We start from the raw sequence: 19,541 nt of genomic DNA, 5'->3' as shown, positions 1-19,541 counted from the left end.
GCATCACGCAACTAACAACAAAAAGTAAGCTAACGATGTGTTTATTAGGTCATTCATGTCAATGAAATCTCCACGTTCTATCGCTTTATTCGCTTTCTTATAGTGATAATTCTGTATCAACGCAATTAATGGTATTACACCACTTGGTAGATGATTGTCACACTCAATAACCATCTTTTCTTGGGGCATTTCCTGAAGATTTAGCTTTCCACAGAAAATACATACCACATTGTTTTCTTTGTCTGCACTCGGAAAAAAGACCACTTTTCCACAATCCATACAAATCCATGATCTGTTTGAGTTCACAATGAAACACCTTAGTCAATACATGAGTGTTACACATATTTGAATACTTTGGTGTACACCGTAGTATTATATGACTCCAAAATCTAATAACCCGAAAGCACCCCCTACCAAATCATATCGTCTTACCGATCGCACGATTGATAATCTCGCTTATCTTGTGGACATTGGCGCAGCTAAAAATCATACGGATGCAATTGAAAAAGCAGTTGAGCATATGGCAACTGAAGAAAGAACGAAGAGAAAGTTGATGGAAGAAAATGACTCACCTGAGTGAGCTTTCACTTTAAATGCTCATGTTAGGGAGAGGTTGGAGATGTGGGAATAACTTGAAAGGATAATTGTTTTCATTTTTATTATCGTAATTCAATAGCTAATGATTGGAAATGTAGGTGTTGATTTGGTGGAAATAAATGATTATTTGAAGCATTTAGAATGGGATAAACTTCAGAACGAAATTCAAATGGACAAAGTTCATGGCAACCCTAATTTACCGCAAAACATACAAAAAATAGTTGTTTCAAGAGACGACTCATATAAGCTGCGAGCCAAGCTATTCTATATTGAAAAACGAGACTCAGATAAAAGTTGGATGAGAGAATCTGTGCCAGGTAGTCAAATTGATACGTTTACTATAGTTGGAGAAACAAATTCTGGAATTAAAGTCGAGCTATATAACTGTTTCATTGATCAATGGAGTAGTAATTGGAGTGCAACATCTAACGAAAGTAATAGTGAGTTAGACATATCAGTGTACAAAATTAAAGTAAATTATTCAAATGACTCCGAAGCAATTTGGTTAGCTGACTGGTACTTAAATGGTTCAGATATTTATCTTCCTAGATTTACACATAGGGACACTACTCTGAATTACAATAGATCAAGAGGTGTTTTGAAAGAATTGAGAACCAAATATGAAAACAAATATTTGGGCGTTGCAGGTGCTGATTTTGCTTTTATAAATGCTGGAGATATAAAATTTTTGATTACGCAAGTGGACAAAGAATTTAGTCCACAGTGGTCACATAGTTTTAGTATAGAATATCGTAAGGAATTTGACTTTATTCCGACTTTCGATCAAAGAAATGCTATTAGTGAAATAGTAAGTTTTGTTATAGGAAAGCAGCTAATCTCAGTTGGAAGCACTTGCTATAATCAGGATGGTTATTTAACAAAAGTAAGTGCAGTGTCGCCTTTTAAAAATAATATTCTTAGTCTTTGCCGCAAACCAAGCCGTGAACCAATAGCCATAGGGCCTAGTAACGCACGTGAAATAGAAACAATCTTAAATGAATTAATTCCTTCTTATTTAAATTTGAGAACTGAATTAAATCTGGATCTAGCCCTTAATATTTACTGGGCATCATTAGAAGCTCCTTTGGGGACAAATTTACCTATCTTAGCAAGTGCTTTAGAAATAATCATGAAAGGATGGTTTAAAACAACCAAATCAAAAAGTAAAGGGTTGTATATGAAAAAACGAGAATTTGATAAATTATTAAAAGATGATTTGGAGAACATATTTAACAAGCTAAAAGACAAGGATAATGGTACTCCAATATTTAACAAAATTAATAACTCTTATAATATGTCAGTAACCAATCGTTTTCAACAATTTTTTGATGAAATTGAACTTAAAGTTGGAGATATTGAAAATTCAGCTCTCAAAAGTCGGCATAAAATGGCTCACGGGGATTTAGGGGATAACGATGAGATTTATAATGAGATGTTGAATGAAACATTCGCTTATGAATCCCTTTTTAATAGAGTATTTCTTAAAATCCTAGGCTATAATGGGTATTATATTGATAAATCAACTTTGAATTTCCCAAGCCGCCATATCAACACTCAATTAGGTGGGGATAAAGGAAAAACTTGAATTATAGCTACTTTTTCTTTTTTTATTATAATTAGTTACATACTAAATTAAACATAAGAGTTCAGTTTTTTCTTGCAATTATAATTTGGATTTAGCTTTGTCATTTTTTATTATAAGTTCGGTTTTTCGAGCTTACCTATATCCCCGCACCTACGCGTCGGGATATATACAACTCTAATTTTGGCAACGCTTTTGTGAGATGGGCACAGCTGGTATAAAATTAGAAAATCATTACATATATATGTAATAAAGTATTGAAGCATTAGAAAATGTCTAAAATTTTACTTTTATCTGTCGGTATAAATAAATATCCATTTTTATCTCAAGAGTATCAACTTAACTATTGTGTAAATGATGCTCGCTTAATACACAACAAATATTCTCAGTTTGAACTGCTTTATAATAAATTGTTGATAGATGAAGAAGCAACTAGAATCAATATATTAAAAGCAATAAAAGATATTGTTCATGCCGCTAGAGATGATGATTATGTCATTTTTAGTTTTGCAGGACATGGTTTTACTACCTCAACAGAGGTTGATAAAATAAATTCAATGAATACTTTTTTATGCCCTTCTGATTTTGAAGAAAAATATTCAGAGGAAACCGCACTCAAAATTGGTGACTTAAACGAATTAATCAAGTCTATTAATGCAAATTCTAAACTGATTATATTGGATGCCTGTCATAGTGGAGGCGCTTTAAGAAGAACGTTATCTAGGTCAAAATTGCGTGAAATTAAAATTGATAAGGTAATAGAACTCATAGGTCACAATAAAGGAACCGGAACACTTACAGCTTGTGATTCAGATGAATTTGCTATCGAAGATCCCGAGCTTGAGCATGGTGTTTTCACACATAGTTTTGTTAATGTTCTAGAGAATATTGAACATGAAGCAGAAGATTATCTCTTTTCTTTTGATGGAATTTATGCCAGTATATTAGAAAAAGTGAGAGATAAAACAGAAAATAAACAAAACCCACAATCAATAAGTAGTAATGATTATTTTAAGATATTAGTTCTTCCAAAAGAAGAAGTAAGAGCAACAAAAGAAATCCATATTGGAAAAGATACTTTGGTTCCAAGTTCAGCGGTACAAAAACCAATTGAATACTATACAGAAGAAGAATTAAATGAATTCGAGAGTCTTATCATTGAACTAATTGAATCTAATAAAGTTATTAGTATTGATAAACTAATAAAAAAAGAAATTAACAAGTTATACAGTAAACTTTCTACTCCTTCTATATCTTTTCAGGCTTCAAAAGAAGAAGCTATAGATTACTATGAGAATTGTAGAGAATATGCAAAACCACTAATGACATTATGTAGATATATTTTTGAATATTCTGACACAGAATATATAATTAAAAATCTTCCATATATATTCAAATTGCAAGAATTAACACAATATAAAAGTGGAAAGCCTGCAATTGTTCAAATACCTACTATCATTCTTTCAGAAATCATTTTTGATTTTCTAAGTTTTGCATATAAAGACAAAAATTTGGATGTTTTAAAGGCAATTCTTAAAAGCTCTGTTGAAAAATACAATGGTCGTTTAAAACCTGTAATTTATTTATCTGAGTTTTGGCATCCTGATTTATTTAATACAAATGTATCTATTTATTTAAATTATCTTTATCCTGAAAATGAAAGAACCGAAGATATATTTAGTTCAGATAAACTACGTTACCTAAATGAAATTGTATTCTTGTTATGTTGTTATGGAAAATCAAAAGAGGATTTGCATTATGTTTCTTATCCGTCTTATCTAGTTCTCGATGACTTTGAAGTCCCACGAAGAATAGCGAGGAAATTAGAAGATAATAATTTTACAGTTTTCATAGAAACTTTATTTGATGTTAAAATCGATGATTTTTATCAATATATTTTACAATTAGAAGATACTTTAACTAGAAAATGGGAAATTGATCTTGATGCCGCTGAAAGTATGCTTTTCTTGGTTAACCAAGTAAAGTCTTTTGGCAATTTGGATTAATCAAAAATGGAAAAATTTTTCACCAAAACTTTCACCGCTCCTTTTCTATAATTCAGCTTCTTCCCAGATTTCATTTTATCCTTGATTCTTTTCAATGTACTCCTATCATTGATTCCCATTGCCCGGGTATCTTTTGGTTTCAATTGAAGCACCCATTCGTGAAACTTCTTGATATCGAGATATGTTTCAACGTGATTACTTTCAAGCTCCTGCATCTCAACCTTGTTGGCTTCCTTACCAATGTACACGCATCCTTTAGGCTTCAAATGCCTCCTTTGTAGAACTCCAACCTCTCCCTCAAACTTAGCTTCCGGATGGTCTATGTAATCGAGAAAAACATCACTTAACGGCTTCCAATACTCTCTTCCTTGAAGCGTATCTCCTGTATTGTAGTCTATGAATTCCTTTTCAACTGCTAGCTGTGGATTCTTGTTGAAAGGAGCAACGGGTTTAATCCTCTCACCATCCTCATTGACTGTAGCACCATTGCCAACATGCATAAAATTGAAAGGCTTGATTTGTTTGTCAAACTCTTTCCCCTCATTCATCTTCTTGAAGCGCTTCAGTATAGTTCCGGTCGACACTGAAAGATTAGAAATAACTGCATAATTCTCATACTTCTCCAACACATCCGGCAGCTCTTCAGGATAGAAATGAACCCTGAGAATATCTTCCCACAATCTCTTATGCCATTGATCTCCTTTCTTTAACTCCCGGCTAAATGGATTTGTGATATGACCTAATCCATGTAGTTTATAGAAGAGCTTCTTGCCTTCGGGAATTACAATCTTATTTTTGTCCTTGTGGAATAAACAATACCTCTTAGAACTGATTCCATAAAACCAGATATCTTCCATTCCTTCCTCAATTTCCAGAATAGGCTTATTAAAATCATAGGGGTTCAGTGAATCGAATAAATGACTTAGTTCTTCAGCAAGATGTGGAGGAACAAAAATTGAATCCGTATCCATGTAAGCATGTACCTCACCCTTATCCATCACAAACTTCTCTGCAATTGCAATCAATAACCTTGCTCCTGCCGTAATGTTTGCTCCGATAATAGGATTAAAAAAAGTACCTGTGCTCTCTTCACATCAAGAGCCTGCTCATCAATATTATCCATCTTCTTTGACTTAATTAAGCTGATTACAGCCAGATCAACAAGGAATCTGAAAGGCTCTTGGAGGTCATACGCTAAACTGATCTTGCTAGGATTCATCTCATGTAAATTTCAATAGGTCATGAAGAGTAACTTAAAAAGTTGGATTGTCATTACCTATATTACCGCCTGTCACTAAAAACAGAAGTCTTGAGAACGTGTCAATAGGTTGAATAGCATCCCAGTGCTCTACCAGTTTACCACCTTTCAATCTAAATGTATCTGTAATAATAAATCCTTTTTTCTCATTGCCCCTGTGTTTTGCCTTCATTGTGGTATGGCTATGCAACAGTACATAATCCCCATCAGCATAAATGCGTTTCACATCAAAAGAATACTCAGGAAATCTTTTGGTCAATGTCTGCACATAACCTATAAGCCCTGAAATTTCATTCGGTATAGCTCTGTTGTGCTGTGTGTACGAAGTACCTCCATATGTCTTAAGTGTGTAGTCAAAATCATGTTCGTTCATCAGGTGCTGGAAAAAGTCCACAACTACTTTTACATTTTCAGTTTCTTGTTTTGTCCAGTTTTCTTGTAAATGGTTATTAACATCAATTTTGGGATACTTTTGTAATTGACTCATTCTACCACTCCTATTTCCTTGATAATTTTAGATTTACATAGCAACTTAATATGAATAGTTATATACTACAATAATAAGATAATACTTTCGCTTGCAAAATGCAAGTGAAACCGGAGGGAAAATGCAAAGATCTGATTGTCCGATTGCAAATATTCTAGACTATGTGGGAGATAAATGGACTCTTTTGATTCTTAGAGATATTTTGCTATTCAACAAAAAAACTTACTCTGATCTGCAAAATTCAAAAGAACATATTGCAACAAATATACTCGCTGACCGATTGAATAAGCTTGAAAATGCAGGAATCATTTACAAGTCACCACACCCAAATGACAAAAGAAGAAGTATATACTCTTCTACGGAAAAAGGATTTGATTTAATACCACTCTTACTGGAAATGGTGATTTGGAGCAAGAAATATGCCCCTGAGACTTATGCCCCAGAAGATTTCCTTTTATCCGCGAAAAATAATAGGGATGAATTGATTCAAATGATTATTGACAAAAATAAAAAAGAACAAGTGTAGAATGAACTATACCACATTCTAAAATTCTCCCGAACACTTTCTTTATATTCCTGCTTTTAAATTCAATTCCCCATCCTATGCTTGATCCATATTTGGCGGGCTTTCTCAGGAGTCAGATTCAGGATGAAATCATAAACAGCTTTTTCATTGATGAATTCTTGAGCTATCTTCACATCAAGTTCCTGCTTATCAATCTTACTGGCTTCCTCGCCGATATACAAGCATCTACAAAGATTAAACTAAAACCTGATTCAAAACCCATGTATGATTGAACTTATCTGAAAATACTGCATTTTTCACATTTATTTCCCTATATTCAGTAATTGGTTGTATGGATTTACCTTCCATTTGCAGTGCTTTTTCGTATAGGGTCTCAATATCATCAACAACTAAACTCATCCATATGGAACTATTTGCACCACTTGTAGGTGAAAAAAGATCATAATCCTTGTTTTCATTTAACAACCTGATCTCTGTACCTGCGATCATCAGACTGGCTTCATTCAGGTTTTTTTCCAGATCGGTTTTCGATAGGATTTTAGCCCCGAATAATTTTTCATAATAATCTGCTGCAGCAATAGCATCATCAACTACCATATCCACTTCTAATTTCATACCATCAACCTCCAAATCTGCTATATGGAAATATATCTAAAATGCTTTACTTAAATCTCTTGCCACATCTCCAATATTCCCTAACATGAGCATTGAGAGTAAAAACCTACTCGGACAAGTCTTTTTCTTCCATTAATTTTCTCTTCGTTCTTTCTTCAGTTGCCATTACTCAACCGCTTTTTCAATTGCATCTGTATGATTTTTAGCTGCGCCAATGTCCACAAGATAAGCGAGATTGTCAATCGTGCGGTCGGTTAACCGATATGATTTGGTAAGAGATGCTTTTGGATTGGTAGATTTTAGACCCATACAATACTACGGTAGTATGCATGAATAAATAAATTTATCAACTCCTTATTCCTATTTGTTTACATGGATTCTTTTAAAAAAAGGAAATGCAATACTGGTATCCATTATTTCTAGTCCGATTTTTAAAGTATTCTCATTGACATATAATTGTCACTCAGGAAGTTTTAGATGATCAGTGAGTTTAAAGCAGACAAAGAATTCAGACCATTTGTCATTATTGCAGTTATAACAATTATTGTGACAATAACAGCCATAACTTTTGATGCATTCGAAATGTTTTATGAATTCTCACAAGCACATGAGACATGGGAGCTTGATGAGATTGTTATCGGATTTGTTTTTTTGGCGTTCGCTCTTGGTTTTCATTCTTTTCACATGTTTCATGAGTTGAAACTCAAAAATATCTCTCTCATGCAGTCTGAAAACAAATTCAGAACTATATTTGAAAATGCCAATGATGGAATCAGTATAGTAGACACAGATAGTCACTTTTTGGGCGTTAATAATCAATTTTGCAATCTTCTAGGTTACAGGAAGGATGAACTGCTACAAATGACGATGAGGGACATGGAACCTCCAGAATATGCAGTAAAATCATCGGAAATAATGAAAGAACTAGATACGGAAGGACATGCTGTCTTTGAGACAATTGGTGTTTGTAAGGATGGTTCTACCGTACCAGTCGAGTTGAGTATCCGGAGAATTGAGTATGAAGGAAAGTTGGCGTTACTAACCATTGTCCGTGATGTCACAAGTCGTAAGAAGGCAAGGGATGAACTGATAAAAGCAAAAATTGCAGCAGACAGTGCAAATCGTGCAAAAAGTGAGTTCCTTGCAATGGTAAGCCATGAATTAAGGACACCTCTTAATTCAATAATTGGTTTTTCCCAGATTCTGGAAACTGAAAAAAAGGGTCAATTAAACGATGAACAGCTGCAATATGTTAGATATATCTATAAAGGTGGTAATGATCTTCTCCAAATAATCAATTCGATACTGGATATTTCACAAGTGGAGGGTGGTAATTCAGAGTTACACTATTCTTCATTTGACATTAATGACTTTTTGAACGATAGTATAAGCTTGTTACATCCGATAGCAATGCAAAAATGTATATCCTTGGATTTTGACAATAGGAGCAATTTAACTACTGCAATTGCAGATAAACAAATGTTAAAGCAAGTCCTTTACAACTTACTTAGCAATGCCATTAAATTTACAGACGCTGGTGGTTCTGTTAAGGTTATTGTATCAAATAATGAAAACACGTTACAGGCTTCTGTGATCGATACAGGAATAGGAATCCCAAAAGAAGAACTCGAAAGCATTTTTCTTCCTTTCAAGCAAGTCGAAGATTATTTAACCAGAAAATTTGATGGAACAGGTCTTGGTCTTACCATTGTTAAAAAATTTGTTGAATTGCAGGGAGGAAAAGTATGGGTTGAAAGCAAAGTTGGAAAAGGAAGCATATTCACATTCACAATTCCCTTAGGGGAAAAAGTGCAATAAAAATACCATTCAGGAATATTATAATTACCGAATATGTAGAGACATTTGAGGCTGAATGCAAAGCGTATAAGTACCAAATATCTACAAAGGTAAAGGATGATGGATATAAAGATGATAGATAAGGACAAGGGTTTTTCAAGAGACTTGAGTGAATTGATGCAATTTCCTTCAGAGGGAATTTTTAGTATGGTTCTTGCCAAAAATGAAGGATACAATTATACTTTGATGTGTCTTGCTGCCGGAACGGATATTGATGAACATACATCTACAAAAACGGGAGTTGTTCAAGTACTCAAAGGAAAAGGCATTTTCAAGTTATTTGATAAGGATATCGAGATGAAGGAAGGTACTTTTATTTTCATGCCAGCAAATGCACCCCATGCTCTTCAGGCAGATGAAGATTTGGCAATACTGCTTTGCCTGACAAAATAGAGCAAGAGAAGATCAGTGCCTTCATAGCAGGAGTGAACATCATTGTCATCTCCTATTGCAGCAAAGTCTTTCCATTTGTTGTTTGTGGCAAACCACTATTAGAGTTCAAGATTTATGATATTAGGTTCGTCATGGATCTCTGAACTTAGTTTCTCAAAGGAAAGACCTTCCTTTTCAAGAGCTCCACGGATGCTGTCATCCACGAAATCCATAAGATAATCTTTTGGAACCTTTGTCACTGCACAGAGGAATTTAAGATGTTCTTCACCGGCGCCCTTCTCATCAAGTATCTCAACAACAGGCTCGCCATTTGAAGAGGTCAGGCTTCCCTTGACAAGACCTTCACTGTATTTGAAGTTGAACTTGATATGACCTACAAAGTCGGGGTTTACCGCCCTAACCTTATCCTTGATGTCCATAAGCAGATTGTCAAGCATTGTTGTAACCTTGTCGGAGTGCATTCCATTTGAGCTGATCGAATACTCTCCTGCATATGCCCCAACACCGGATTCTTCTATTGAGTTCAGATCCTCACGCTGCTGATGGAGCTCACTCTCACCAGTCAGCAGATCCATGAACCTCTCGAACTTCTCATCCACATTCTTTGCTGAGAACTCCACAACAATTACATCAGAATTTATCTCCAGAACCTTCTGTGTTGAAGAAGCTATGGCATCCCCGTCCGCAAGATCGATTTTATTGATGCAGACGATCTCAGACTCTACTATCTGGTTCTCGATGAAGCGAGGGATCTGGTCCCATTCAACACCTAACCTACTTGCATCAACGATCGTTACTACAGGTGCGAATGATACATCGCCGATGTCCATAAGCTCTATATGTTCCTTGATCTGAAGAGGGAAGGCAATACCTGTGGGTTCTACAATAACAACATCAGGGTCGAAATCCCCAATGATGGTCAGCAGGGTGGACTTCAGACTTGCCTGTAACGAGCAACAGATACAACCGTTTGTAAGCTCTTTAGTGACAAGTCCACCGCTTGAGATAGTCTCACCATCAACTCCAACCTCTCCTACTTCATTGACAATTATAGCTATTTTATGTCCTTTGTCGCTCAGATGTTTACCAAGATTCCTCAAAGTAGTTGTCTTTCCGCTACCAAGAAAACCGCCTATGATTATAACTTTCATGATCTCACCTTTTTTATATGCAGATGTAGAGTAATTGCCAAATCGTCGCCCCCTTCGATCACAGTTTCCGCTAATTGGTTTAAAATTGCTGTACTCATAGTTTACATCCAATGTTTAGGTTTTTGAACAGTGAATCTCTAGTTTTCACTGTTAACAAATGGCACTATTTTACTTTTCGTATATATCATAACCTCTGGTTATTTATTAACAGCATTAATCTGATCAATGAAACTGATCTCATAAATGCAAAAATAGAACACTTTCAGACAGGCATTCCGGGTTAGAATATGTAAGATTTTGACAAATATGAACAAAGATACAAACAATATTTGGCCATCAATTAAATTGCAATTTATTCAAAAAGTATTATGCAACAATTCAATGAGATTACAAACTAGCAGGCATCAATAAGGAACTCATAACCTGGACCAGTTTATGTCAAATTGAATCGCTTCCCCTTAGTCCAAAGGTCGTCGAATTTAGCCTTGAAACGCTTTGTATATGACTCATCATTAATTTGCGTCATACCGAGACTAGTACCCGTATTAATCTGATCTTCAATATCAAGCAAAAGAGTCTTTGAATCAAAGATTACAAAATCATGCTTTGTTTCCAAAATTCTTATTTCCATGAATTTCTGCAAATTACCTTTGACCGATTCATCTTCTATTGAATTAAAAAGTTCTTTTATTGACGGCAAAAGTTGAGAGTAGGAATCTAGAATTTTAACATGAATGCCACGTTGTGCCAAATTTAAGTAAGCCTTGCTGAATATTGTCATTGAATCATCATATTGCTCTGATACTCCTGGCTTATACTTAAGGGGGGTAACAACACATATTTCATGCTCAATATCTTCAAAAAATGAATTCACCGTCTCTTTTAGTTCATTATCATGGAACTTGTCAGGCCAGAATATTGTTTCAACATGCTTTGGAGAATCGTCATTGGAAATTTGCCGTTCAATTTCAGCAAATGTTTCCCTGAGTATTTTGAGCTCATTGAGTGCTTCTTTTTCTCTTCTTTTGTACATAAGTTCAAAAGCAATTTTCGGATCAACAGTCCTGTATTTTCGTGGCCTTGAAGGTTGGATCTCCACAAGGCCATACTTGTTCAAATCCCTCAAAATCTCATAGATCTTTCCAATAGGAACTCGTGATAACTGTGATAATTTACTTGCTTCCAGCTCTCTTTTTTTCAAAAGCGTCCAGTAAACAGATCTCTCATATTTGTTTAAACCGATATTTGCAAGTAACTTTTCATCCATCTTTTCACTACTTCTGAGTTTATTGTAAAGTAAAATTGTTATCTATTCTGCATGATATTAAGAATCACTGCTTGAACATATAAAATTGTAATTGCCAAAAGTCATATTGACTTTATTACATATCCATATCAAGCAAAATAAATGATGAGTATAGGTGCAAAAATGGAATCACCAGTTTTTGAGATATATGAAATATTTGACGGCTTACCCAGACAGGGTCCTGGCAGCAATGAATGTACTGAAAAGGCCTTTAATTTGCTTTCTTCCCTTCCTGCAGGCAGTAAGATCCTTGACATTGGTTGCGGTGTGGGTATGCAGACAATACATCTTGCGAAGATTTGCAACGACTGTCACATCACTGCAACTGACATTTACCAGCCTTTTCTGGATAAGCTGATGGAAAATGCAGCTAAAGAAGGAATTGATGACAAGATTACCACGGTTTGTGCTTCCATGGATGACCTGCCCTTTGAAGCAGGAGAATTCGATGTCATCTGGGCAGAAGGTTCTATCTTTATCCTTGGCTTTGAAAAAGGAATTAGCTACTGGAAACAGTTCCTGAAAGATGGTGGCTATATGGCAGTGACAGAGAACACATGGTTCACAGACGAACCTTCTCCGGAAGTTGTTGAATTCTGGCAGGAAATATATCCTGGAATAATGAACATAACTGACACTGAAAAAGTTATCACGGCAGTAGGATATGATGTCATTGATCACTTTGAACTGCCAGCTTCTGTCTGGTACGAGTTTTATGACAATCTGGAAAAAAGAGTTGATGACATCAGTGATGACTATAAAGGAAACACTGAGGCAGAAATGATACTTGAGTTTAATAGAAGAGAGATAAAACTCTTCAGAGAACGCCCAGATGAATATGGTTATGCGTTCTACATTTTTCAAAAGAACAAACTCTAATAGCGTATATGTGGAGTGACTTGCTCATAAAAAGCAGGTCACATCCGAATACAAATCATTTTTAATTTTACTTTTTTGTTTTATTAATCATTCCCATTTATGTGATTTGACAACTACATTTTTACCAGTCTGCCAAATAAAGAAAATGCTTCCAAGAGCAGTCAGAATCAAGACCCTGCTCATCAATATTGTTAGCTTCCTTCCCTACGTACATGCATCCTGTAGGCTTGACTTGTCGGTTTTTGTTCAATAAGTTGCATGATCCAGAGACCACAAGAGATAAATATATTCATCATCATTATTCATGATGGATGGGAACTATTAACCTCTGGTTTCATTATCTCTTCCTTATTTGGCCCCATCAATATTCATAACACTAGCTGTATTTTCAACTGCTGGGTTCTGTTGTATGGTTCCAAAACTGAGTTCAATTGATCTGGGATAAAGTCAGGTCATGTAAAATATATAATGAATAATAGTTAAGAATAGATAGAATATGTCTGAGAATTTTGACGTAAAACTTGAACATGAAAACTAAACTACACTATAATGTCATTAATAATAAATTTCCGGAGGTATTAGCATGGATGAAACTTTGATCAAGGATATAACAGCAAACCCAGCTCCATTGGGATTGATGGGTTTTGGGATGACTACGGTACTGCTTAATTTACATAATGCAGGATTTTTTGGACTGGGATCAATGATCTTAGCTATGGGTTTGTTTTATGGAGGTTTTGCTCAAATTATAGCAGGGATTATGGAATGGAAAAAAGGCAATACCTTCGGGACAACAGCGTTCACTTCATACGGTGTATTCTGGCTCACTTTGGTCTTCATACTGATCGCACCAGAATTTGGCTTGGGAGACGCTCCAAGTGCAATCGAAATGTCAGCATATCTGTTTATGTGGGGACTGTTCACCTTTGGAATGTTCATAGGAACTTTCAAAGCTAACCGGGCATTGCAAATCGTTTTCGGAACATTAGCATTGTTATTCGTGTTGCTGGCAATATCCGATTTTACAGGAAGTGAAATGTTAAAGCAGCTCGCTGGCTATGAAGGAATCCTTTGTGGTCTTAGTGCAATCTATTTGGCTCTGGCTGAAGTATTAAATGAAAAATATGGTAAAACAATTTTGCCACTAGGTGAATAACAAATTATTGAATTTGTTTTACCTGGTGAATTAAATCTTCCACAAGGACATGTTGTTCGGTTACCCAAAACATAAGGTTCAGAGGGTATCGAAGATAGTCTGCAAGAATAAATTGAAAGTGAAGGGGTCACCTCAAGGACAAGTTTTCTTAATAACTTGTTCTATTAATTTATTTAAGATATTATCTTATTTACTGTTGCAATGAATGCTTATGTCTGCATATATTACTGAGCTGTGTACCCTCCATCTATGCAATGAACACTTCCCGTTATGAATGCAGCTCTCTCACTAAGTAAATAGGCGACTAAATCTGCCACTTCTTCTCTCGTAGCAAGACGTTTCATGGGATGTGCGGATGCCATGTAATCCAGAGTCTCCTTTCCGGACTCCACGATTCTAGGAGTTGCAACATAACCGGGAGCAACTGCACATACCCGAATATTGGATTCTGCTAATTCCAAAGCTGCAGAACGAGTTAACCCAATTATGCCGTGTTTTGTTGCGGTATACGCTGCCATGCCAGCCAAACCGACAAGTCCGTTTGCAGATGACATGTTAACAATAGCACCATAGCCATTCTGAATCATTGCTGGTATTTCGTATTTCATGCAATGGAAAACACCAGTTAGATTAGTATCTATAACATCTCGCCAAATTTCGGCATCAAGATCTTGAAGAGGAGTGTTTGCTGGTCCTGTAATTCCAGCGTTGTTGACGGCAATATCAATCTTTCCGAATCTTTCGATAATAGAGTTAATTGCTATCTGATCACTGTGTGAATCCCGAACATCAACTTCCAAGGGAATAGTGCGTTTTCCTGATGAATCAATTCTCTCACAAATGTCATGAAGGGGCGCTATATGACGACTAACAAGTGCAACTGAAGCTCCTCCTGCATAAAGCCTTTCAGCAATAGATTCGCCATTGCCAGTTCCTGCTCCGGTTACAATAGCAACTCTTCCCTTGAATTCATTTTCTATTATCTTAAAAGTTTGACTCATATCAAAGCCTCATCCAGTCTTGGATTTGAAATCATAAATAGCTAATTCAAGTGCAGTGAAAATAATAGGCTTTTACAATTATGCAGCTACTGTGGGATAAAATGTGTAGTGTTTTTTTAGACGTTACCTATGTTCTCCCGACTTGTTATACGGGAATATAGTATCTTGAAAAAACGGAAATCTTACTATCAACAGAGAGAGGACTTCATTAATAATGTAAAATATTTATCAAATATACTTATATTGGATGCAACAAATATGTCTAATAACTTTTCTACAAATCATCAAGTGTTAGATCCATATCCAACTTTACCTCGCATTTTATTAGTAGTACAATAAGAGTTTTGTAGAAATTGATAAATGAGTTTTAATCAGAACCGTAGATAAACACAGATAGTAGTTATATTGCATATGTATGTCTGCCTTTCATCTGTGGTTATATACAATGCAGAAGATTGCTACGACTTTGCACATTTATTCCGCCCTGCACAAAAATGCATTTAGGTTATTCTCCTTCATAGATAAAGAGTTCTTCCATCTTGATTTCAAAGAATTTAGCAATCTTGAATGCTAGTTCTAATGAAGGTGAATATTTTTGATTCTCAATAGCAATAATTGCATGTCTTGAAACACCAATCTTGTTTGCAAGTTCTTCTTGAGTAAGATCATTTTTTGCTCTTTGCACTTTCAACGTGTTTTTCATCTTCATCATACAACCCGCATTTGATATCATATCTTATTTTGACAATCGTCATCCTGGATCCGAATGCTAGTCATTAGATACTGCAAGCATCAGAGATTTTGATTTGATTTAATAGATGGGTTAAAAAAAGTTTTCCTATAATACACAATTAGTATTATTGTCGTAAATAATAATTTACAGTATATTTTTTCCCTTGTTTTAATCAATAGTGTTGATAGAATATCATAGTTAATGCTATATCAATTTCTAAACAAGTAGTAAATAACTAACACATATGTGTATTAATTTCATAAACAAAATTTTGTATTTACACTCAGGGATTGAATATCATGGTAAGACTAAAATGGGAAATTAAATGGAACGGTACACAACTTGGAAAAACAAATGATTTTGTAATGATAGATGGAATCAAGTATTTTAATCGTGATTATTTGAATATGGAATATTTAAAAGAAAATAATCATCACACTGAAGATGAAAAGGGACAAATCAATTACTATGATATTGTGATTGGCAACGAGGTCTATAAGAATGGAGTATGGTATTACGCAGATTACAAAACCCATGCAAGAGATTTTAGTAACTTTGTTGCTTTTGGAAAGGATGTAGAATTATCTATCTAATTACTTTCATTTTTAACAGAGTTTGATACTGAGTATTCTTGATTTGATACTCATTGCAAGACTATTGATAATGTAGAAAATGTTGAAATCAAAGACAAAATCAAAAAGACAGCCGTCATTTTCATCCACATTGAATTGGAAGATGAAAATGGAAATAGCAAGTACTCTTAGAAAATCCCATCTTCTTCCATTTTCTATTCCTTCTGCATCTACAATCTTTTTACCTTTGAATTCCCTCAATACTGAAGGGTCATTTGTTCTAAGAGCTTTTTGTACGTGAGCAAAGTATTTTCCTATCAATTACAGATTATTTACTATTGAAAATTACTTTTGATCCTAACTATTACAATGAGTTAATGATATAAAATATAAAAAAAGACAATTTAGTTCAATTACGGAGCTTGATGTTATGGGTAATAAAATAAAAGATCAAAAGATACTTGAAAATATACTGTCAGAAACACAATATCTAAGACTGGCGCTTTGTAATGATGACAAACCTTACATCGTACCGATGTCATTCGGATATGCAAATGATGCAATCTATTTACATAGTTCCCGAAAAGGTACTAAAATTGATTTGTTGCGAAATAACAAAAATGTCTGTTTTGAAATAGATGATTTTTATGAGACGCTTCCATCTAATGAACCCTGCTCATATTACATGAAGTATCGAAGTATTGTTGGATATGGGACAGCAACAATTCTGGAAAAAGAAGAAGAAATTAAAGAAGGCCTTCGAATAATAATAGACCATTTCCACAATAAAGAGTATAATATTGATGACCTGAATCTCAAAGGAGTAGCAGTCATCCGTATTGACATTGAAGATCTGCATGGCAGACACTACGGAATGAATTATGAGTGAACAGGACTGATAGATCATTGTACAAAGAAAATATGGCATACTTCTCTGGTTTTTTGAATGCATGATCTGCTCTCATGCGAAATGAAAATGTTAGTACTATTTTATCCAATGAGTTCATCAACATTGCTACGATTTTTCTTTCTTTCAAGATAACGTTCACACTGCTTCAATCTATCATAACCAAGCATAATTCCAAGGATAAAATCTTCTTCATCTGTGTATTTCGCCAAATCCTTTTTTCCAATTTCCTTTAATACCTGAATACATGCATTGTTTCCAAAAAATACATTTATTTTTTTATCTCCTGTTGGAACGATGATGTAGTTTATATTATTTTTTTCAAGTATTTCCGCCATTTTTCCCTGGTAATTATTTTTAGTTGTATGTAAAATTAGATGTCTGAGCCCTTTTTGATATTCATACATATGATGGTAGAATACTTGCATACTCCCATTTGCGTGATGTTCTTCCATTTCAGGCTGCCTCTTTAAATACTGGATAAAAAAAGTACCATATACCCATAAGCACATGGTATGCATCTGTCTGTATCTGGCATCTAATCTATTTATTTGAAACTAGGACTGCGATATATTGCATCAACCGGGCAAACTGCAGCGCATAATCCACAGTCAACACAACTCTCGTCTATTGTGTATTTGCTACCATGGCTTATTGCATCTACTGGACACTCTGGTTCGCATTTACCACATTCTACACAAGTATCTGTAATAATGTACATTCTGTTTTCACCCCCCATTTAGTGATAACATGTTTATTTCACATTTCAATCATATATAGGGGTGATCGAAACTATGTTTCATTCCAATTCAATGAGTCTGTAGATATCCATTTTCTCTCTTCCTTCAGCATGATAGTTTTAAGTGTTTACCCCCTGGAATAACACTTTTAGAACTCTAACGACATACTTAAAACCGACCATTTTCTTATACACAATAGAGGGAGATTAAAATGACCGGAGAAGAGATTACTGTAACCTACAAGTGGACTGCTAAACCTGGAAAGGGAGCCGAGCTCAAGGCCATGTATGAAAACGTCGTAAAAGAGGCGAAGGCAAATGAACCAGGTGCATATAGGTTCGAGGTTTATGAAGTACAGGGATCGGAAGATTTAATCATCGTTGATATATTCCGGGATAGCGATGCGTTGGGAGAGCATCTTGGAGGAACAGCTGCAAAGCATTTTCCAAAATTGTTGGAGATTGCGGTCCCCGGACCGTTCTTCTTCTGTGGTGACGTACCGGATGAATTAGTGCAGATAGCCTCTGGCATGAACATGGGAGCCATCTTTGCAACCCGTGCATTTGGATTTTCACGAGGCCCGTCAGAGATGTCGTAAGTTCACAGTTGGTCGGGTTCGTTGAGTGAATCATCGCTCTATCATTCATGAACGCGTGAAAATAGTCATTATTACTTTAATGGCAATGCTATTGATTATTTTCAGTGCTGGATGTACAGATCTTGTTAAAAGGAGTAACGGTTTAACCTGCTCTCCATTCTCATTGTAAAAGAAGCAGGTAGTTGTCAACTATTGAATTAAGAGCCAGAATACTCTGTCGATTAAATAAGCGAAGAAAAAACATAATTTTAGGTGCAGTTAACACTGCCTCAGGAAATCTTTTTAACTTATTGCCATCTCTTCAGCGTAGGTATATTCTTCCTTGAAACTTCCAAAGCTACTTCATAAGACACGCTTGGATTATGTTCTGCCCATCCTTTAGCTGTTGCCTTAATCATCTCTTCCATTGAGATATCGGGATCTGTAAATGCTCCTTTTTGATAGCAGTAAGAGCAATAATCTTCGTTCTTGCTGCCGTCTGCATTTGTGCCAAACTCTTCGTCACTTGCTTCTTCCATTAGCATGCCGCAGCTCTGGCAAAATAATCCTTTTAATTGTGTTTGTTCCCATTCTCTTGATTGTGTTTGTTCCATGTATCCAATCCTCCTAAAACCAGGTTCATATGTTTCTATGGTTATTGTATACTAAATATTTATTATATGCAATCTCATAAAATATTTTCGTTAATATACTCTTGAGTTTTCTATATCAAGAGAATATTCTTCAATATTATTGACTTTTTTTCAATATAAACAGTTCAATCATGCCACTGGTATGCTGGAAAGAAGATCATATACAGCGATGGAATCACACTCATATGAAAAGAAATGAACAAAATCGATTTATAATCGATTTATATTTATCCAATGTATCATTTAAGCAATCATGCTTTGCATTTAGTTTTTTATACACCCCTCTCTATAAAAATAATTTAGTTGGGTTTAGTTAACCCATCTAAAATTTTCTATTTGCTAATCATACATTATTTGAAATTGTTTTGTTCTTCGATCCAATTTTTTGTTCAAAACTCTGAAACGAATTTTCTTGCTTGCCACAATGTAAACAGATAATACGCAAAAATCACAACAATCAGTACTTTGCCTGCTTCAGGTATTGGGGCATTGGCAAAATATGAATTGTATGCTTCCAGTGCGGCTTCACTTTGTACCATTTAGTA

The 19,541-nt window shown here is 35.1% G+C and carries 27 protein-coding genes; 11 read left to right on the top strand and 16 right to left on the bottom strand.

The annotated features are described in order from the left end of the window. Nucleotides 1-3: 3 nt before the first annotated feature. Nucleotides 4-306 carry a hypothetical protein gene (locus V7O62_RS02055; RefSeq protein WP_406657359.1) on the bottom strand — a complete coding sequence of 101 codons (303 nt, stop codon included), beginning with the start codon at nucleotides 304-306 and terminating at the stop codon, nucleotides 4-6. A 70-nt stretch (nucleotides 307-376) separates the two neighbouring features. On the opposite strand from V7O62_RS02055, the gene V7O62_RS02050 reads away from it, so the two are divergent. From V7O62_RS02050 to V7O62_RS02040, 3 genes are all read left to right on the top strand, one after another. After that, a complete protein-coding gene (locus V7O62_RS02050; RefSeq protein ID WP_406657358.1) occupies nucleotides 377-580 on the top strand; it encodes a hypothetical protein in 204 nt (67 codons plus the stop codon). Nucleotides 581-679: 99 nt separating this feature from the next. Then, a complete protein-coding gene (locus V7O62_RS02045) occupies nucleotides 680-2,182 on the top strand; it encodes a hypothetical protein (RefSeq protein ID WP_406657357.1) in 1,503 nt (500 codons plus the stop codon). Between the two features lie 269 nt (nucleotides 2,183-2,451). Then, on the top strand, nucleotides 2,452-4,185 hold the full coding sequence (locus tag V7O62_RS02040; protein WP_406657356.1) for a caspase domain-containing protein: 1,734 nt from the start codon (nucleotides 2,452-2,454) through the stop codon (nucleotides 4,183-4,185). Here the strand turns inward: V7O62_RS02040 and V7O62_RS02035 are convergent. The 3 genes from V7O62_RS02035 to V7O62_RS02025 are packed head-to-tail and all read right to left on the bottom strand — an operon-like array spanning nucleotide 4,182 to nucleotide 5,930. Then, nucleotides 4,182-5,210, bottom strand: coding sequence for a hypothetical protein (locus V7O62_RS02035; RefSeq protein WP_406657355.1), 1,029 nt, complete (start codon nucleotides 5,208-5,210; stop codon nucleotides 4,182-4,184). The genes V7O62_RS02040 and V7O62_RS02035 overlap by 4 nt on opposite strands. Continuing rightward, complete coding sequence (locus tag V7O62_RS02030) at nucleotides 5,207-5,404, bottom strand: CRISPR-associated endonuclease Cas1 (protein WP_406657354.1); 198 nt, start codon at nucleotides 5,402-5,404, stop codon at nucleotides 5,207-5,209. The genes V7O62_RS02035 and V7O62_RS02030 overlap by 4 nt, the downstream gene beginning before the upstream one ends. Nucleotides 5,405-5,438: 34 nt before the next feature. Beyond that, on the bottom strand, nucleotides 5,439-5,930 hold the full coding sequence (locus V7O62_RS02025) for an ester cyclase (RefSeq protein ID WP_406657353.1): 492 nt from the start codon (nucleotides 5,928-5,930) through the stop codon (nucleotides 5,439-5,441). A 121-nt stretch (nucleotides 5,931-6,051) separates the two neighbouring features. Here V7O62_RS02025 and V7O62_RS02020 point away from each other — a divergent pair, with 121 nt between their 5' ends. Beyond that, nucleotides 6,052-6,456, top strand: a complete 405-nt coding sequence (locus V7O62_RS02020) for a winged helix-turn-helix transcriptional regulator (RefSeq protein ID WP_406657352.1) — start codon at nucleotides 6,052-6,054, stop codon at nucleotides 6,454-6,456. Between the two features lie 62 nt (nucleotides 6,457-6,518). Here V7O62_RS02020 and V7O62_RS02015 read toward each other — a convergent pair whose 3' ends face one another. From V7O62_RS02015 to V7O62_RS02005, 3 genes are all read right to left on the bottom strand, one after another. Next, the gene (locus tag V7O62_RS02015) at nucleotides 6,519-6,677 is read right to left on the bottom strand and encodes a hypothetical protein (protein ID WP_406657351.1); all 159 of its coding nucleotides are present in this window, start codon (nucleotides 6,675-6,677) and stop codon (nucleotides 6,519-6,521) included. A 13-nt stretch (nucleotides 6,678-6,690) separates the two neighbouring features. Continuing rightward, nucleotides 6,691-7,071 carry a VOC family protein gene (locus V7O62_RS02010; RefSeq protein WP_406657350.1) on the bottom strand — a complete coding sequence of 127 codons (381 nt, stop codon included), beginning with the start codon at nucleotides 7,069-7,071 and terminating at the stop codon, nucleotides 6,691-6,693. Nucleotides 7,072-7,236: 165 nt separating this feature from the next. Next, nucleotides 7,237-7,380, bottom strand: a complete 144-nt coding sequence (locus V7O62_RS02005) for a hypothetical protein (protein WP_406657349.1) — start codon at nucleotides 7,378-7,380, stop codon at nucleotides 7,237-7,239. A 168-nt stretch (nucleotides 7,381-7,548) separates the two neighbouring features. Here V7O62_RS02005 and V7O62_RS02000 point away from each other — a divergent pair, with 168 nt between their 5' ends. Together V7O62_RS02000 and V7O62_RS01995 are read left to right on the top strand one after the other, a co-directional pair. Continuing rightward, nucleotides 7,549-8,889: an ATP-binding protein gene (locus tag V7O62_RS02000; protein WP_406657348.1), complete on the top strand. Its 1,341-nt coding sequence runs from the start codon at nucleotides 7,549-7,551 to the stop codon at nucleotides 8,887-8,889. Nucleotides 8,890-8,985: 96 nt separating this feature from the next. Then, entirely contained in the window at nucleotides 8,986-9,321 is a 336-nt protein-coding gene (locus V7O62_RS01995) for a cupin domain-containing protein (RefSeq protein WP_406657347.1), read from the top strand. A gap of 98 nt (nucleotides 9,322-9,419) precedes the next feature. Here V7O62_RS01995 and V7O62_RS01990 read toward each other — a convergent pair whose 3' ends face one another. Then, nucleotides 9,420-10,472, bottom strand: a complete 1,053-nt coding sequence (locus V7O62_RS01990) for a GTP-binding protein (RefSeq protein WP_406657346.1) — start codon at nucleotides 10,470-10,472, stop codon at nucleotides 9,420-9,422. A 433-nt stretch (nucleotides 10,473-10,905) separates the two neighbouring features. After that, nucleotides 10,906-11,739, bottom strand: a complete 834-nt coding sequence (locus tag V7O62_RS01985) for a TrmB family transcriptional regulator (RefSeq protein WP_406657345.1) — start codon at nucleotides 11,737-11,739, stop codon at nucleotides 10,906-10,908. A gap of 162 nt (nucleotides 11,740-11,901) precedes the next feature. On the opposite strand from V7O62_RS01985, the gene V7O62_RS01980 reads away from it, so the two are divergent. After that, entirely contained in the window at nucleotides 11,902-12,657 is a 756-nt protein-coding gene (locus V7O62_RS01980; RefSeq protein ID WP_406657344.1) for a class I SAM-dependent methyltransferase, read from the top strand. A 583-nt stretch (nucleotides 12,658-13,240) separates the two neighbouring features. Then, nucleotides 13,241-13,813: an acetate uptake transporter gene (locus V7O62_RS01975; protein WP_406657343.1), complete on the top strand. Its 573-nt coding sequence runs from the start codon at nucleotides 13,241-13,243 to the stop codon at nucleotides 13,811-13,813. Nucleotides 13,814-14,037: 224 nt separating this feature from the next. On the opposite strand, the gene V7O62_RS01970 is transcribed toward V7O62_RS01975, so the two are convergent. Both V7O62_RS01970 and V7O62_RS01965 read right to left on the bottom strand, forming a co-directional pair. Next, nucleotides 14,038-14,814 carry an SDR family NAD(P)-dependent oxidoreductase gene (locus tag V7O62_RS01970; protein WP_406657342.1) on the bottom strand — a complete coding sequence of 259 codons (777 nt, stop codon included), beginning with the start codon at nucleotides 14,812-14,814 and terminating at the stop codon, nucleotides 14,038-14,040. A gap of 505 nt (nucleotides 14,815-15,319) precedes the next feature. Next, the gene (locus V7O62_RS01965) at nucleotides 15,320-15,517 is read right to left on the bottom strand and encodes a helix-turn-helix transcriptional regulator (protein WP_406658318.1); all 198 of its coding nucleotides are present in this window, start codon (nucleotides 15,515-15,517) and stop codon (nucleotides 15,320-15,322) included. Between the two features lie 329 nt (nucleotides 15,518-15,846). On the opposite strand from V7O62_RS01965, the gene V7O62_RS01960 reads away from it, so the two are divergent. Continuing rightward, nucleotides 15,847-16,140, top strand: a complete 294-nt coding sequence (locus tag V7O62_RS01960; protein WP_406657341.1) for a DUF427 domain-containing protein — start codon at nucleotides 15,847-15,849, stop codon at nucleotides 16,138-16,140. 12 nt (nucleotides 16,141-16,152) lie between these two features. On the opposite strand, the gene V7O62_RS01955 is transcribed toward V7O62_RS01960, so the two are convergent. Continuing rightward, nucleotides 16,153-16,440 (bottom strand): hypothetical protein, encoded by a 288-nt coding sequence (locus tag V7O62_RS01955; protein ID WP_406657340.1) that lies wholly within the window; start codon nucleotides 16,438-16,440, stop codon nucleotides 16,153-16,155. Nucleotides 16,441-16,549: 109 nt separating this feature from the next. Between V7O62_RS01955 and V7O62_RS01950 the strand changes: the two genes are divergently transcribed. After that, nucleotides 16,550-17,008 (top strand): pyridoxamine 5'-phosphate oxidase family protein, encoded by a 459-nt coding sequence (locus V7O62_RS01950; RefSeq protein WP_406657339.1) that lies wholly within the window; start codon nucleotides 16,550-16,552, stop codon nucleotides 17,006-17,008. 101 nt (nucleotides 17,009-17,109) lie between these two features. Here the strand turns inward: V7O62_RS01950 and V7O62_RS01945 are convergent, their stop codons facing one another. Both V7O62_RS01945 and V7O62_RS01940 read right to left on the bottom strand, forming a co-directional pair. After that, a complete protein-coding gene (locus tag V7O62_RS01945; RefSeq protein ID WP_406657338.1) occupies nucleotides 17,110-17,481 on the bottom strand; it encodes a DUF2023 family protein in 372 nt (123 codons plus the stop codon). 92 nt (nucleotides 17,482-17,573) lie between these two features. Next, the gene (locus tag V7O62_RS01940; protein WP_406658317.1) at nucleotides 17,574-17,747 is read right to left on the bottom strand and encodes a DUF362 domain-containing protein; all 174 of its coding nucleotides are present in this window, start codon (nucleotides 17,745-17,747) and stop codon (nucleotides 17,574-17,576) included. Between the two features lie 230 nt (nucleotides 17,748-17,977). Here V7O62_RS01940 and V7O62_RS01935 point away from each other — a divergent pair, with 230 nt between their 5' ends. Next, entirely contained in the window at nucleotides 17,978-18,364 is a 387-nt protein-coding gene (locus V7O62_RS01935) for a putative quinol monooxygenase (RefSeq protein ID WP_406657337.1), read from the top strand. Between the two features lie 287 nt (nucleotides 18,365-18,651). Here V7O62_RS01935 and V7O62_RS01930 read toward each other — a convergent pair whose 3' ends face one another. Both V7O62_RS01930 and V7O62_RS01925 read right to left on the bottom strand, forming a co-directional pair. Next, complete coding sequence (locus V7O62_RS01930; RefSeq protein ID WP_406657336.1) at nucleotides 18,652-18,957, bottom strand: zinc ribbon domain-containing protein; 306 nt, start codon at nucleotides 18,955-18,957, stop codon at nucleotides 18,652-18,654. A gap of 428 nt (nucleotides 18,958-19,385) precedes the next feature. Beyond that, the gene (locus V7O62_RS01925) at nucleotides 19,386-19,535 is read right to left on the bottom strand and encodes a hypothetical protein (protein ID WP_406657335.1); all 150 of its coding nucleotides are present in this window, start codon (nucleotides 19,533-19,535) and stop codon (nucleotides 19,386-19,388) included. Between the last annotated feature and the right edge of the window lie 6 nt (nucleotides 19,536-19,541).

Source organism: Methanolobus sp. ZRKC2, from assembly GCF_045291185.1.
Classification (GTDB): Archaea; Halobacteriota; Methanosarcinia; order Methanosarcinales; family Methanosarcinaceae; genus Methanolobus.
Note: the sequence above shows the minus strand (reverse complement) of the source record. Positions and strands in the feature narration are given on the sequence as shown.

Coding starts and splice junctions, on each gene's coding strand:
- V7O62_RS01950 (WP_406657339.1), top strand. CDS start 16,550: ATGGGTAATAAAATAAAAGATCAAAAGATACTTGAAAATATACTGTCA.
- V7O62_RS01975 (WP_406657343.1), top strand. CDS start 13,241: ATGGATGAAACTTTGATCAAGGATATAACAGCAAACCCAGCTCCATTG.
- V7O62_RS01925 (WP_406657335.1), bottom strand. CDS start 19,535: ATGGTACAAAGTGAAGCCGCACTGGAAGCATACAATTCATATTTTGCC.
- V7O62_RS01980 (WP_406657344.1), top strand. CDS start 11,902: ATGGAATCACCAGTTTTTGAGATATATGAAATATTTGACGGCTTACCC.
- V7O62_RS02005 (WP_406657349.1), bottom strand. CDS start 7,380: ATGGGTCTAAAATCTACCAATCCAAAAGCATCTCTTACCAAATCATAT.
- V7O62_RS01960 (WP_406657341.1), top strand. CDS start 15,847: ATGGTAAGACTAAAATGGGAAATTAAATGGAACGGTACACAACTTGGA.
- V7O62_RS02020 (WP_406657352.1), top strand. CDS start 6,052: ATGCAAAGATCTGATTGTCCGATTGCAAATATTCTAGACTATGTGGGA.
- V7O62_RS02040 (WP_406657356.1), top strand. CDS start 2,452: ATGTCTAAAATTTTACTTTTATCTGTCGGTATAAATAAATATCCATTT.
- V7O62_RS02000 (WP_406657348.1), top strand. CDS start 7,549: ATGATCAGTGAGTTTAAAGCAGACAAAGAATTCAGACCATTTGTCATT.
- V7O62_RS01935 (WP_406657337.1), top strand. CDS start 17,978: ATGACCGGAGAAGAGATTACTGTAACCTACAAGTGGACTGCTAAACCT.
- V7O62_RS01970 (WP_406657342.1), bottom strand. CDS start 14,814: ATGAGTCAAACTTTTAAGATAATAGAAAATGAATTCAAGGGAAGAGTT.
- V7O62_RS02025 (WP_406657353.1), bottom strand. CDS start 5,930: ATGAGTCAATTACAAAAGTATCCCAAAATTGATGTTAATAACCATTTA.
- V7O62_RS01945 (WP_406657338.1), bottom strand. CDS start 17,481: ATGGAAGAACATCACGCAAATGGGAGTATGCAAGTATTCTACCATCAT.
- V7O62_RS01985 (WP_406657345.1), bottom strand. CDS start 11,739: ATGGATGAAAAGTTACTTGCAAATATCGGTTTAAACAAATATGAGAGA.
- V7O62_RS01940 (WP_406658317.1), bottom strand. CDS start 17,747: ATGTACATTATTACAGATACTTGTGTAGAATGTGGTAAATGCGAACCA.
- V7O62_RS01930 (WP_406657336.1), bottom strand. CDS start 18,957: ATGGAACAAACACAATCAAGAGAATGGGAACAAACACAATTAAAAGGA.
- V7O62_RS02050 (WP_406657358.1), top strand. CDS start 377: ATGACTCCAAAATCTAATAACCCGAAAGCACCCCCTACCAAATCATAT.
- V7O62_RS02010 (WP_406657350.1), bottom strand. CDS start 7,071: ATGAAATTAGAAGTGGATATGGTAGTTGATGATGCTATTGCTGCAGCA.
- V7O62_RS01965 (WP_406658318.1), bottom strand. CDS start 15,517: ATGAAAAACACGTTGAAAGTGCAAAGAGCAAAAAATGATCTTACTCAA.
- V7O62_RS02030 (WP_406657354.1), bottom strand. CDS start 5,404: ATGAATCCTAGCAAGATCAGTTTAGCGTATGACCTCCAAGAGCCTTTC.
- V7O62_RS01995 (WP_406657347.1), top strand. CDS start 8,986: ATGATGGATATAAAGATGATAGATAAGGACAAGGGTTTTTCAAGAGAC.
- V7O62_RS01990 (WP_406657346.1), bottom strand. CDS start 10,472: ATGAAAGTTATAATCATAGGCGGTTTTCTTGGTAGCGGAAAGACAACT.
- V7O62_RS02045 (WP_406657357.1), top strand. CDS start 680: ATGATTGGAAATGTAGGTGTTGATTTGGTGGAAATAAATGATTATTTG.